The sequence below is a fragment of the Xylanimonas oleitrophica genome (assembly GCF_003244315.1).
In the GTDB taxonomy this organism is placed as follows: Bacteria; Actinomycetota; Actinomycetes; order Actinomycetales; family Cellulomonadaceae; genus Xylanimonas_A; species Xylanimonas_A oleitrophica.
Map to the genome: position 1 here is coordinate 551,464 of NZ_QKWH01000001.1, position 12,985 is coordinate 564,448.

A 12,985-nucleotide genomic window follows, 5' to 3' on the forward strand; every position below is an offset into this window, starting at 1 on the left:
GCATGGCTGCTTCCTCTCGTCTGACCGTCGGCTATGCCGCGATGCTCGAGCAGTTCCACCCCACCGAGGTGGTCGAGCTCTCGGCCTACGCGGAGGAGCACGGCTTCTCCGGCGTCATGGCTGCCGACCACTTCCAGCCGTGGGTGCCGCAGCAGGGCCAGGCGGCGTTCGTGTGGAACGTGCTGACCGCGCTGGGCGAGCGCACCCGCGGCGACATCGGCCCCGGCGTCACGGCCCCCACGTTCCGCTGGCACCCCGCGATGGTGGCGCAGGCGTCCGCGACGCTGGCCGCCATGTACCCCGGCCGCCACTGGCTGGGTCTCGGGTCGGGTGAGGCGCTCAACGAGCACGTCGTGGCGGGCTACTGGCCCGAGGCTCCCGAGCGCATCAACCGGATGTTCGAGGCCATCGACATCATCAAGAAGCTCTTCCAGTCCGGCATCGAGGGCAAGGACGTCAAGCACTCGGGCCAGTTCTACAAGCTCGAGTCGACGCGGCTGTGGACCATGCCCGAGGTGGCCCCGGAGATCCTCGTGGCCACCGCGGGCCCTGTCACCGCCAAGCGGGCCGGCAAGCACGCCGACGGCCTCATCACCGTGGGCGCGCCGCTGGAGAAGATCGAGATGCTGTTCGGCAAGTTCGACGACGGCGTGCGCGAGTCCGGCCGCGACCCCGAGGGCATGCCCAAGGTGCTCCAGGTGCACATGTCGTGGGCCGAGACCGACGAGGAGGCCCTCGCCAACGCCATGACCGAGTGGCCCAACGGTGGCATGAAGTTCCCCAAGGCCGACATCCGCTCCCCGCACGACTTCGCGCAGATGGCCAAGCTGGTGCGCCCGGAGGACTTCGAGGGCCGCATGGTCATCTCCTCCGACCCGGACAAGCACCGCGAGGCCATCCAGAGGTACGTGGACCTCGGGTTCGACCGCATCTACCTGCACAACGTCGGGCGCAACCAGCGCGAGTGGATCGAGGTCTTCGGCCGCGAGGTGCTGCCGAAGCTCTCCCGGTGACCGTGCCCGTGGGTGAGCCGGCCGGCGAGCGGCTGGCCGTGTGGGCCCCCGCCGGGCTCGGCGAGGTGCGTCCCGGCGACGACCTCGCCGAGCTCGTCGGTGACCTGCTCGACCGCCCCGCCGGCGATCCCGACGCGCTGGCCGAGGGCGACGTCGTGGTCGTCACGTCCAAGATCGTGTCCAAGGCCGAGGGGCGCGTGGTGGCCGCGGACGACCGCGAGCAGGCCATCACCGACGAGACCGTCCGGGTGGTGGCCACGCGCGAACGTCCCGGGCTGCCGCCGCTGCGCGTCGTGGAGAACCGGCTCGGCCTGGTCATGGCCGCCGCCGGCGTGGACGCCTCCAACACGCCCGAGGGCACGGTGCTGCTGCTGCCCGAGGACCCGGACGCCTCCGCGCGTGCGCTCCGCGACGCCCTGCGGTCGCGGTTCGGCATCGACCGGCTCGGCGTCGTCGTCACGGACACCGCCGGGCGTGCCTGGCGCGACGGGCTCGTGGACATCGCCATCGGTGCCGCGGGCGTCCAGGTGGCCGACGACCTGCGTGGGGGCGTCGACTCCCACGGGCGGCCGCTGTCGGTGACCGTGACCGCCGTCGTCGACGAGATCGCCTCGGCGTCGGAGCTGGTGCGCGGCAAGGCCGGTGGGAGGCCCGTCGCCGTCGTCCGCGGGCTCGGGCGGTTCGTCCCCGCCGCGTGGGGCGAGGCGTCCGACGGCGGTGCACCCGGCGGCGGCCCCGCCGTCGCCCCCGTCGGCGCACGGTCGCTGGTGCGGCCCAGCCAGGACGACCTCTTCCGGGAAGGCTCCGCCGAGGCGTACGCGCGCGGCTACGCCGACGGGCTGGCCGCGCACGACTGAGCGGCGATCACGGCGCGCCACCTCGTCGGGGGAGCGGGTGAGGTCTGCGGGCGGGTTCCACGCTGTCCACCCAGGTCAGAGCCGTATCTGAGGTCGGCCTGAGCGCCGTTCGGCAAGCCTGCGCTTGCTGGCGCGAACCCCCCAGCAGGGGTTCTGCTGGTCCCATGAGCGTCGCCGACCTTCTCCACCTGCCCGGTTCGCGCGTGCGCCCCGAGGCTTCGAGCGCCGCGGGGCTCGAAGCCCGCGGGAGCCTCGCCCAACGCCTCAACTGGCTGCGCGCCGGCGTGCTCGGCGCCAACGACGGCATCGTCTCCGTGGCGGCCGTCGTCGTCGGCGTCGCCGGAGCCACCACCTCCCGCTCCGCCCTGCTCACCGCCGGCATCGCAGCCCTCGTCGGCGGAGCCATCTCCATGGCGCTCGGGGAGTACGTCTCCGTCTCCAGCCAGCGCGACTCCGAGAAGGCCCACATCGCCCGCGGCGAGCTCGAGCTCGCCGACGCCGACGTCGTCAGCCCCTGGCACGCCGCGTTCGCCTCCGCCGTCGCCTTCCTCACCGGCGGGGTGCTGCCGCTGCTCGCGGTGCTCGCCGTCGCCGTGCCGTGGAAGGTGCCCGTCACCGTGGCCGTGGTGCTGGCGGCGCTCGCCGTCGCCGGGTGGGTGGCCGCGTGGATCGGCGGGTCGGCGCCCGGGCGCTCCACCCTCCGCGTGGTGATCGGCGGGGCGCTCGCGCTCGCGGTGACGTACGGGATCGGGTCCCTGCTGGGGGTCACCGGGGTGGTGTGAGCCGCGCCCGCTGCTGGCGCGTGAGCACGAGCGGATGCAGTGTCGTCCTGACAGCGCACCCACCCGTGCCAGGTGACAACAAAGGAGTTGTGCCATGCGCCGTGCACACCGTCGTGCCGCCCGCCTGATCTCGCTGCTCGCAGCAGCCGGTTTGACGGCCACCGCCACCGCTGCCACCCCTGCCACCGCCGTCTCGGCGTCGGCCGCCGAGGAGCCCGCCCGCTATGTCGCGATGGGCGACTCGTTCTCGGCCGGGTCGGGCGTGTGGCCGCCTGACAGGTCCGCCCCCGCGATCTGCCTGCGATCGACGGCGAGCTACCCCCGCATCATCGCCACCACGACAGGGGCGGTGCTCGCCGACGTCACCTGCGGCGGAGCGGACACCGCCGACCTCGCCCGCGCCCAGTACCCGGGCCTCGTGCGTCCGCAGTTCGACGCGCTGAGCGAGGACACCGACCTCGTCACCATCACGATCGGCGGCAACGACAGCAACGTGTTCGTCGGCGCGCTCCTGGCGTGCGCGGCCAAGGGAGCGACCACGGCCGGCTACGGCAACCCGTGTCAGCGCTGGTACGGCAGCCACTTCCACGACGTCGTCCGCTCGACCACCTACCCCGCAGTGCGCCAGGCGCTGACCGACATCCACGCGCGGGCCCCGCACGCCCAGGTCGCGATCCTCGGGTACCCGTGGATCCTGCCGGCACAGGAGGGCTGCTACACCAAGATGCCCGTCGCACGCGGTGACGTGCCGTACCTGCGCGACCTGCAGGCCACGCTCAACGGCGTCATCGCCCAGGCCGCCGCCGAGACCGGCACCACGTTCGTCGACCTGTCCGAGGCGAGCGAGGGACGCGACGCCTGTGCGCCCGCAGGGACCCGCTGGGTGGAGCCGGTGCTGTGGGGCACCAGCGCGGTGCCCGTGCACCCCAACGCGCTCGGGGCGTCCGAGATGGCGGCGGAGGCGATGCGCGTGCTCGGGCTGTGACTGCGTCGCGTGCACGATTTCCCTCATCGTGCGGGGTGCGCTGCCGATGAGTACGGTGCACGAGGTAGATCGGAGTCGCAGTCAGGGGGCAGCGCGTCATGCAGTTTCTCGACGTCAACAACGTGCAGGACGTGACCGTGCTGGACCAGTGGTCCGCCGCGATCGAGGAGTGGGCCAGGGCCGACGACGCCGTCGACTGGCGGCTGCCGACGCTCGAGCAGCAGAGCCACGAGTCCGCCGCCTGAGGTGAGACGACGAAGGAGGGGCCGGCGCCGCGCGCCGGCCCCTCCTTCGTCTGTGCCGCGGCGGTGCCGCGGCGGTCGCCCGCGCCAGGCGGTCATGCCTGGGTGGCCCCCGGGGCGTACGGCAGCCGGACCCGTTCGAGCACCGGGCGCGGCGCCATCCCATAGCTGTAGATCTCGATGCGGTCCGCGCCGGCCTCGGTCGCGGCCGCGACCTTCGAGCGCAGGTGCTCGGCCGAGCGCGTGTCCGGGTGGCCGGGCCGCAGGATCACGCGCAGCTCGGCGCTCCCGACGGCCTCGCGCACGGAGGCGACGTCGGCCGCGAGGCGCTCCGGGTCGGCCGCGTAGCCGAGCACCACGTAGGCGTCGCTCTCGCGGGCGACGGCGGCGGGGTCGATCGCCAGGCGCCATGCCTGCGCGGCGGCGGGCGCGCCCTCGGGCAGGCCGTCGTCGTACCCCAGGACGGCGCCGGTGAGGTCCATGAACGCCAGCCGCTGCCCGTGGCTGCGCACGACGGCCGCGACCTGCGCGGCGAGCGAGGTGACGGCGGAGCTCCGGGCGCGCAGCAGGTGCCCGAGGTCCTCGCCCAGCACCTCGGTGAGCGCGTCGAGGGTGGCGGGGAACGGCGCAGCGCCGTCGAACGCCGCGTCGACGACGGCGCGGGCGCTCGCCGCGAGACGCTCGACGTCCGCGCCGGCGTCGGCAGCTCCGGTGCTGCAACCGGTGCAGAAGCACAGGCCCAGCACCGCCTCGGCACCGGGCCCGACGGGGGCGAAGGACCGCTCGTGGTGGTGGCCGTGGGCGAAGGTCTGCGCGCTGAGGGCCTCGGCGACCACGTCGGTGCCGCGGGAGGCGACCTCGTCGGCCAGCGCGGTCGCGTAGGCGCGGACGGCGGGGGAGGAGGGGCACAGGTTGGACAGCAGCGCGTCCCCGAAGCAGGTCTGCGAGGCGGAGCCCGGGTGCTGGGCGCCGAGCGAGGTGTTGTGCAGGAACACGGTCCAGGCCTCGACGGCGGGGCGGTCGTCCAGGGCGAGGAGCTCCTGGACGGCGCGCGTCTCGTCGGCGGGCTGGGGGAGCGGGCGCAGGGATGCGCCGTGCCACCGGCGCTCGTCGAGGGTGAGGAAGACGCCGTCCTGCCTGTAACGCAGGCGGCGGGGTCCCGCGTGCGGCACCACGTCCCGGGCCTGGTGGTAGGCCACCGCCACGGCGAGGGACCCGAACCCGAGGTCCCGTGCCTGGTGGGCGACCTGCGCGGGTCCCTCGTCCAGCAGGTCGGAGGGGAAGGCGTAGAGGCTGCCGAGCGGTGCGAGGCCCATCAGTTCTCCTTGAAGGTGGGTTGCAGAAAGGTAAAGACTGTGTTTCGCCGGTTGACGGGTTGACCGGACAACTGCGAGCGTACTGGTGATCCACCCCACATCCAGCCCCCGACGGAAAGCGGATCACCATGAAGACCTGGAAGCACGCCGCAGCCACCGCGGCCGCCGCCGCTGCCGCCCTCGGCCTCGCCGCCTGCTCGTCCGAGACCGTCGCCGGAGGCGGCCAGGACGACGGCACCTACGTCATCGGCTACGACTCCTACTTCGTCGGCAACACGTGGTCGGCCCAGCTCGAGGCGGAGTTCACCTCGGCGACCCAGCGCGAGGCGGACCGCATCGCGGACGTCATCGTCACGCAGTCCGACAACGACGCCCAGCGACAGATCTCCAACGTGCAGTCGATGATCGCCCGCAACGTCGACGCCATCATCGTCACGCCCATCTCCCCCGAGGGCATCGCCCCCGTGCTGCAGCAGGCCGAGCAGGCCGGCATCACCGTGGTCCTCAACGCCCAGGGGGCGGACACCGACGCGTACGCCTCGTACGTGAACGTCGACGACGAGGACTTCGGTGCCACCGGTGCCGAGTGGCTCGTCGACAAGCTCGGTGGCAACGGCCGCATCATCGCCATCAACGGCCTCGCCGGCGTCCCCACCAGCGACCTGCGGTTCGCCGGTGCCAAGAAGGTCTTCGACGCGGCGCCCGGCATCGAGATCGTCTCCACCGTGGACGGCGGCTGGGACCAGGCCACCACCAAGACGGCGGTCGAGTCGGTGCTCGCCGCGAACCCGGACATCGACGGCGTGTGGTCGCAGGGGGGCTCCATGACGCTCGGTGCCATCGAGGCGTTCGAGGCAGCCGGCGTCCCGCTGGTCCCCATGACCGGTGAGGACAGCAACGGCCTGCTCAAGAAGTGGCAGGCGCTGACCGAGGCCGGCGACACCGGCTTCGACTGCATCGCCGTCGCCAAGCCCACCTGGATCTCGGCCCGGGCGCTGGAGAACACGCTCGCCGTGCTCGACGGCGAGGACGTCCCCAAGGACGAGATCCTCGACCCCGAGGTCATCACGGCGGAGAACGTCGGCGAGTTCGTCCGCCCGGACCTGCCCGACAGCCTCTGGGTCAACACCGAGATGACCGACGACGAGATCCGGGCGCTCTTCGCGAGCTGACCCGCCGTGACGGAGCAGAGGACCTCACCAGTGAGCCAGAAGACCCACGGAACGCGACCCGGTGAACGACGGGAGGCGCTGACGTGCACGCACGTGTCCAAGTCGTTCGGACCGACCCGGGCCGTCGCCGACGTCGACTTCCACCTGGACGCTGGTGAGGTCCTCGCCCTCGTCGGCGAGAACGGGGCCGGCAAGTCGACCCTCATGAACATGCTGTCCGGCGGCCTCGCCCCGGACACCGGCGAGATCACCGTCGCCGAGCCGACCGGCGAGCTCGGGCGCCGCGTGGCGATGGTCCACCAGGAGCTGAGCCTCTTCGCCAACCTCACGGTGGCGGAGAACCTCGCCCTCGACCACGCGGAGCCCGCGAGCGAGCCAGAGAGCCGGGCCCGCGCCCGGGCCGTGCTCGACCGGCTCGGCGTCGACATCGACGAGGACGCGACCGTCGGTGACCTGAGCGTCGGCCAGCGCCAGCTCGTCGAGATCGCCAAGGCGATCACCGTGGCCCCCGTGCTGCTGATCCTCGACGAGCCGACGTCCTCCCTGGAGGGGCCGCAGGTCGAGCTGCTCTTCCGCGCGGTGCGCCGGCTCGCCGCCGCCGGCACCGCCGTCGTGTTCGTCTCGCACCGCATGGACGAGCTCTTCGAGCTCTGCGACCGGGTGCTGGTCATGCGCGACGGCGCCCAGGTCGACTTCGGCGACCTGGCCACCCGCACCCGTGCGGACCTGGTCGCGTCGATGGTGGGGCGTGAGACGACGTCGTTCTACCCCGACCGGGCCGCGCCCGACGCGGTCCGGGCAGCCGACGAGGCCACCGCGGCGGTCGAGCTCGACGGCGTGAGCGTCGCCGGGCGGCTGCACGACGTGAGCGTCTCCTTCCCCGCCGGGGTCATCACCGCCGTCGCCGGGCTCGAAGGGCACGGTCAGTCCGACCTGGCCGAGGTCGTGGCCGGCGTGCGCCGTCCCGACCACGGGACCGTGCGCCGCTCCGGCCGGGCGGTGCGGTTCGCCACCCCGAGGGCTGCCGTCCGGGCGGGCATCGGGTACGTGGCCCCGGACCGCCGCCTCGACGGGCTGCTGCTCGACCAGTCGATCACCGCCAACGCGATGCTCGCCGCCGCTCCGCGCATCTTCCGCTCCGGGTTCGTCTCCGCCCGCAAGGAGCGGGCCACCGTGCTCGGCGTCGTCCAGACCCTCGCCGTCCGGTGCGCCTCGGTGCTCCAGCCCGTCGTCGAGCTGTCCGGCGGCAACCAGCAGAAGGTGCTCGTGGGCCGCTGGCTCATCGACGACGACCTGCAGGTGCTGGTCCTCAACGACCCGACCCGCGGCGTCGACGTCGGCTCGCGGGCGCAGATCTACGACGTCGTGCGGGCGCTCGCCGACCGGGGCGTCGCCGTGCTGCTCGTGTCCACCGACCTCCAGGAGATCCTCGGCCTCGCCGACCAGGTGTACGTCATGTACGCCGGTCGCGTCACCGGCCGCCTGCCCGCCGACGGCGCCACCGAGCAGTCCGTCATGCACCTCGCCACCGGAGGGAACGACCATGTCTAGCGCCGCAGGATCCCTGCTCCCGCGCGTCTCCACCACCTCGCTCAGGTCCGTCGGCAGCGCACGCTTCCTGTGGCTCGTGGCCGCGCTCGTGGTCGTCGTCGCCGCGGTCGCCCTGCCCGCGTTCCGCAACCCCGTCAGCGTGGGCTCGCTGCTCGCCAGCCTCACCCCGATCCTGCTCATCGCCGTCGGCCAGGCCGTCGTGGTCATGTACGGCGGGATCGACCTGAGCGTCGGTGCCACGGCAGGCCTGGCGACCGTGCTCGTGGCCCTCAGCCCCGTGCTCCCCGGCGGCGCGCCGCTCGCCCTGGCGCTCGTCCTCGCCGGCGGCCTCGTCGTGGGCCTGCTCAACGCCGCGGGCGTCGTCGCCGGGATCAACCCGCTGCTCATGACGTTCGCGATGTCCGGCGTCGTCCAGGGCGTGGCCCTGCTCCTGCAGGGCACCGAGGGAGCCCGCATCCCGGGCGCCGTGTTCGACGTGCTCGGGGCGAGCGTGGGACCGGTGCCGCTGCTCGCCGTCGTCGCGCTCGTGGTGCTCGTCGCGACCTGGCTCTGGGTGGGGCAGACCCGCACCGGGCGGGTCGTGCAGGCCGCCGGGTACGACCGCCGGACCGCCACCCGCCTCGGGTTCCCCGTGCGGCGCACCACGTTCGTCGTCTACGCCGTCTCCGGCCTGCTCTCCTCGGTCGGCGGCCTCGCCATCGTGGTGCGGACCTACACCGCCGACGCCCTCGTCGGCTCCAGCGCCGTGATCGACTCGATCGCCACCGTGCTCGTGGCCGGCATCGTCATCACCGGCGGCATCGGCTCCGTCCTGAGCGTGCTGCCCGCCGCGCTCATCATCGCCGTCGTCGGCCAGGTCATCACCCTGACCGGCACCGACAGCTACTACCAGACGATCTTCAAGGGCGTGCTGCTCGTGGCCGCCGTGGGCGTCTACAGCCTCGCCGGCAAGAAGATCACCGTCCCGTGGCGGCTGCGGCAGCCTGCCGTCGCCCGCCCCGCCGACGAGAGGAGCGCGTCGTGACCAGCCTCGACACCACGCCCCGTCAGGTGCCCGCGCTCGGCGCGCCCACCCTGGCCGAGCGGGTCGCCCGGGTCCCCACGCCCATCTGGGTGGCCTACGGCCTCACCGCCGCATGCCTCCTGCTGCTCGGCCTGAGCACCAGCAACGGGTTCGACCCGGACCGGCTCCTGCGGATCCTGTCCAACGCGGCCCCCCTCGGCGTGGTCGCCATCGCCCAGACGCTCGTCATCATCAACCGTGGCCTGGACCTGTCGGTCGGACCCGTCATGAACACCGCCGCCATCCTGACGGCGTCGCTGTCCGCGGCGAGCGGCGCGAGCCTGGCCACCACGCTGCCCGTCGTGATCCTCGTCGGCGCCGGCATCGGGCTCGTCAACGGGGTCATGCTCGCCTTCACCCGCATCCCGCCGCTGCTGGGCACCCTGGCCATGGCCACCGTGGTGCAGGGGGTCAACGCGCTGGTCACCCGTGGCCAGCCGCGCGGCGTCGTCCCGGGCGAGCTGCGCCAGCTGGCCGACGGACGCGTGCTCGGCCTTCCCTTCTCCGCCTCGCTGCTCGTCTGGCTGGGCCTGCTCGTCGTGGTGGGCCTCGTGCTGACCACCACCGTCGCCGGCCGCCAGTTCAAGGCCGTGGGCGCCAACCCCCGGGCCGCGTGGCTCTCCGGCGTGCCCGTCCGCTCGCACACCCTGACCGCCTACGTCGCCTCCGGCGCCCTCGCCGCGGTGGCCGGCGTGCTGCTCATCGCCTACTCCGGGTCGCCGTCCCTGACCGCCGGGGACAGCTACGCGCTCAACTCCGTGGTGGCGGCCGTGATCGGCGGCGCCTCGCTCGCAGGCGGCCACGGCGGCATGACCGGTACCTTCGCGGGCGTCGCCGTGCTCGCGTTCCTGACCACGGTGCTCAACTCCTACAACATCCCGTCGCCGGTGCAGCTCGTCGTCAACGGCGTCGTGCTGATCCTGATGCTGCTCGTCAACAGCCGCCTGGCCGAGAGGAAGGGACGCCGATGACCCGCTGGAACGAGCTGACCTGGCCGCAGGTCCGCGAGGCCGTCGAGCGGCAGCCGGTGGCCATCCTCGCCCTCGGCGCCGTCGAGGAGCACGGGCCCCACCTGCCGCTCGGCACCGACGTGTACGCGGCCGAGGCGTTCTCCGCCCGCATCGCCGAGGCCGCCGACCTTCTCGAGCTGCCGGTCCTGCCGTACGGCCAGGTCTGGTCACTGGAGCACTTCGACGGCAGCCTGTCCATCAGCGACGCGACGCTCGTCTCCCTGCTCGTCGAGCTCGCCGCAGGCCTGCAGCAGGTCGGCGTCAAGGGGCTCGTGCTCTACTCCGCCCACCTCGGCAACGCCGCAGCGATGAAGTCCGCCGTGCGCCGCCTCGAGGAGACCGGCGGGCTGCCCGCCATCGCCCTGACCTACCCCGGCCTGTCCGCCGTCGCCGACCAGGTAGCGCAGAGCCCCCGCAGCCATCCCGCGATCATGCACGCCGACGAGCTCGAGACCTCCGTCATGCTCGCCGTCCGCGAGGACCTGGTGCACATGGACCGCGCCGTGCGGGAGTACCCCGACTACCCACCGCACTTCGAGGCCGCACCCCTGCGGTGGGACACCCTCAGCAGCAGTGGCGTCTTCGGTGACGCCACCGCCGCCACGCAGGAGAAGGGGCGGCGCATCGTGGACCACGTCGTCGCCACCGCCGCCGAGATCGTCGGCGCATGGAAGGAAGGACTCCGATGAAGGACGACGACGTGATCGGCGTGGAGGTGCTGCAGGACCTCGACCCGGACTCGCCGGTCAGCCGCTACCGGCAGATCGCCGACCAGCTCGCAGCAGCGGTCCTCGACCGCCGGCCCGGCGCCCGGCTCCCGTCGGAGTACGAGATCCTCAACCGGCTCGGCGTGAGCCGTGCCACCGCCACCCAGGCGCTGCGCGACCTCGAGCAGCGCGGGCTCGTCACCCGTCGCCAGGGCAAGGGCACCTTCGTCGCCGACCCCGACCGTGCCATCCGCAGCAACCGCCCGGGTGTCCTGCCCTCCTTCAGCGAGGACCTGCGCGCGGCCGGACGCACCACCAGGGAGCGCGTCATCGCGCTCGAGATCGCCAGCGCCCCCGCCGACGTGGCCGCCGCCCTCGGCATCGGCAAGGGCGACGACGTGTGGAGCCTCGAGCGCATCATCGTCAGCGACGACCAGCCGGTCGTGCACCTGACGTCCTGGCTCTCCTGCGCCACCGTGCCCGCCCTGAGCAGGTCCGCCGTCGAGGCCACGTCCCTCTACGAACAGCTCTCCCAGATCGAGGGGTCGCGCCCCTGCTCGGCGGACGAGCAGTGGAGCGCCGCCGTGGCACCGCCGACCACCGCGACCGTGCTCGACGTCGGGCGGAACGCCCCCGTCATGCGGGTGGTCCGCACCGCGTACCTGCACGACGAGCGCCCCGTCGAGTACGCGATCGCCTACGTGCGGGGCGAGACCTTCGCCGTCTCCATCCACATCGACGCCCACCAGCACCGCAGCCGGCTGCTGGCCTCGCTCACGAAGGCAGCCGGGTGACGGGCGCCGGGGGCGCGCTCGGTCTCGGCATCGATCTCGGGACCACGAGCGTCAAGGTCCTCCTCCTGGACGAGGTCGGCAGCACCGTGGCCTCGGCGAGCCACCACCACGGGATCGACCCGACGTCCTCCGGCGTCCAGGCCGACCCGGAGCGCTGGTGGGACTCCCTGAGGACGGCGCTGGCGGCGCTCGCCGCGGAGGCGGACCTCGCCCGGGTCGCGGCCGTCGGCCTCAGCGGCAACATGAGCGCCGTCGTCCTCGTCGACGACCAGGTGCGCCCCGTGGCTCCCGCCCTCCTGCTGGCCGACCAGCGCGGCACCGACGAGATCACCGCGCTGGACCCGCCGCTGCGCCGTGACCTCGCCGCCCGGACCGGCAACGAGCCGCAGGCCGTGTTCTCCCTGTCCAGCCTGCTGTGGTGGCAGGCGCGAGACCTCGACGTCCTGCGCAGCGCGCAGCACTACCTCTCCGCCAAGGACTTCCTGCGCGCCCGGCTCACGGGCGAGGTGGCGACCGACCCGACCGACGCCTACAACTCCCTGCTGCTCCGGCCCGGCACGTGGGAGTGGGACGAGGGCACGATCCAGGCGCTCGGCCTGCCCCGGCGGATCTTCCCGCCCGTGCTGCCCAGCACCGCGCTCGGGGGCCGCACGACCCGCACCGCCGCCCGCGAGACCGGGATCCCCGCCGGGGTGCCCGTCGCCGTGGGCGCGGGGGACATGGCCGCCGCGCTCGCGGGCACCGCCGGGCTCGACGCGGGCGACGCCGCCGTCTCGCTCGGTACCTCCGCCACCGTCATGGCCGTGCTCGGTGCGGGCGCGCGCCCCGACGTCGGCCCGCGCGCCACGGGGACCGTCACCTACCACCCCACCGCCGACGGGTCCTGGTTCGCGCTCGGCTCCCTGCTCACCGGTGGCCTGGTGGTCAACTGGTTGCGCAGCACGGTGGGGGCCGACGCCATCGCCCAGGCGCCAGCCGACCCCGACGCCGACGACCCGCTCATGTTCATGCCCTACCTGGCCGGCACGGGCAGCCCCGACTTCGACAGCGCCGCCACCGGGACCCTCCTCGGCGTCACCCCGACCACCACGCCGCCACGCCTGGTCGCCGCCGCGCTCGAGGCCGTCGCGTTCGACGTCGCCCGGCTGCTGGACCTCCTCGCGGACGGACCGGCGGGCGGGTACCGCCGGGTGGTGCTCTCCGGCGGTGGCTCCCGCATCGGCGCCTGGCCCCAGATCATCGCCGACGTCACCCGCCTGCCCGTGCACGTCCTCGACGAGCCCGACCTGTCCGCCGTCGGGGCAGCCGTGCTCGGCTGGGCTGCCGCCGGCGTCTACGTCGCCCCGCCTGCCGCCGGCACCGAGATCGCCCCACGGGCCGCCACCGCGGCCGCCTGGGACCGCCGCCGTGCCCGGTACGAGCGCCTGCGCGGCCAGGCCCTGGCCCTCGGGCGGCAGACCGCCTCCGGGCCTTCCCGACCTTGAGCACCACGA

13 protein-coding genes are annotated in these 12,985 nt (G+C 73.6%); 12 read left to right on the forward strand and 1 reads right to left on the reverse strand.

Features of this window, described 5'->3' with window-relative positions:
* Positions 1–2: 2 nt before the first annotated feature.
* From DNL40_RS02780 to DNL40_RS16325, 5 genes are all read left to right on the forward strand, one after another.
* A complete protein-coding gene (locus DNL40_RS02780; RefSeq protein ID WP_111249678.1) occupies positions 3–1,013 on the forward strand; it encodes a TIGR03557 family F420-dependent LLM class oxidoreductase in 1,011 nt (336 codons plus the stop codon).
* 2 nt (positions 1,014–1,015) lie between these two features.
* Positions 1,016–1,870, forward strand: coding sequence for a coenzyme F420-0:L-glutamate ligase (gene cofE / locus DNL40_RS02785; protein WP_425450751.1), 855 nt, complete (start codon positions 1,016–1,018; stop codon positions 1,868–1,870).
* Positions 1,871–2,034: 164 nt separating this feature from the next.
* On the forward strand, positions 2,035–2,652 hold the full coding sequence (locus DNL40_RS02790; RefSeq protein WP_111249679.1) for a VIT1/CCC1 transporter family protein: 618 nt from the start codon (positions 2,035–2,037) through the stop codon (positions 2,650–2,652).
* A 94-nt stretch (positions 2,653–2,746) separates the two neighbouring features.
* Entirely contained in the window at positions 2,747–3,637 is an 891-nt protein-coding gene (locus DNL40_RS02795) for an SGNH/GDSL hydrolase family protein (RefSeq protein ID WP_111249680.1), read from the forward strand.
* Between the two features lie 98 nt (positions 3,638–3,735).
* Positions 3,736–3,882: a hypothetical protein gene (locus DNL40_RS16325; protein ID WP_179950899.1), complete on the forward strand. Its 147-nt coding sequence runs from the start codon at positions 3,736–3,738 to the stop codon at positions 3,880–3,882.
* 92 nt (positions 3,883–3,974) lie between these two features.
* Here the strand turns inward: DNL40_RS16325 and DNL40_RS02800 are convergent, their stop codons facing one another.
* Complete coding sequence (locus DNL40_RS02800; protein ID WP_111249681.1) at positions 3,975–5,195, reverse strand: hypothetical protein; 1,221 nt, start codon at positions 5,193–5,195, stop codon at positions 3,975–3,977.
* Between the two features lie 128 nt (positions 5,196–5,323).
* On the opposite strand from DNL40_RS02800, the gene DNL40_RS02805 reads away from it, so the two are divergent.
* From DNL40_RS02805 to DNL40_RS02835, 7 genes are read left to right on the forward strand one after another with little or no spacing between them, the layout of a single operon-like run.
* Positions 5,324–6,367, forward strand: coding sequence for an ABC transporter substrate-binding protein (locus DNL40_RS02805; RefSeq protein ID WP_111249682.1), 1,044 nt, complete (start codon positions 5,324–5,326; stop codon positions 6,365–6,367).
* Positions 6,368–6,397: 30 nt separating this feature from the next.
* A complete protein-coding gene (locus DNL40_RS02810; protein WP_179950900.1) occupies positions 6,398–7,918 on the forward strand; it encodes a sugar ABC transporter ATP-binding protein in 1,521 nt (506 codons plus the stop codon).
* Positions 7,911–8,942, forward strand: a complete 1,032-nt coding sequence (locus DNL40_RS02815; protein WP_111249684.1) for an ABC transporter permease — start codon at positions 7,911–7,913, stop codon at positions 8,940–8,942. The genes DNL40_RS02810 and DNL40_RS02815 overlap by 8 nt, the downstream gene beginning before the upstream one ends.
* Positions 8,939–9,952 (forward strand): ABC transporter permease, encoded by a 1,014-nt coding sequence (locus DNL40_RS02820; protein ID WP_179950901.1) that lies wholly within the window; start codon positions 8,939–8,941, stop codon positions 9,950–9,952. Before DNL40_RS02815 ends, DNL40_RS02820 begins: the two co-directional genes overlap by 4 nt.
* Entirely contained in the window at positions 9,949–10,680 is a 732-nt protein-coding gene (locus tag DNL40_RS02825; RefSeq protein WP_111249686.1) for a creatininase family protein, read from the forward strand. Before DNL40_RS02820 ends, DNL40_RS02825 begins: the two co-directional genes overlap by 4 nt.
* Positions 10,677–11,492, forward strand: a complete 816-nt coding sequence (locus DNL40_RS02830; RefSeq protein WP_179950902.1) for a GntR family transcriptional regulator — start codon at positions 10,677–10,679, stop codon at positions 11,490–11,492. The genes DNL40_RS02825 and DNL40_RS02830 overlap by 4 nt, the downstream gene beginning before the upstream one ends.
* Positions 11,489–12,976, forward strand: coding sequence for an FGGY family carbohydrate kinase (locus tag DNL40_RS02835; protein WP_111249688.1), 1,488 nt, complete (start codon positions 11,489–11,491; stop codon positions 12,974–12,976). The genes DNL40_RS02830 and DNL40_RS02835 overlap by 4 nt, the downstream gene beginning before the upstream one ends.
* The last annotated feature ends 9 nt before the right edge of the window (positions 12,977–12,985 follow it).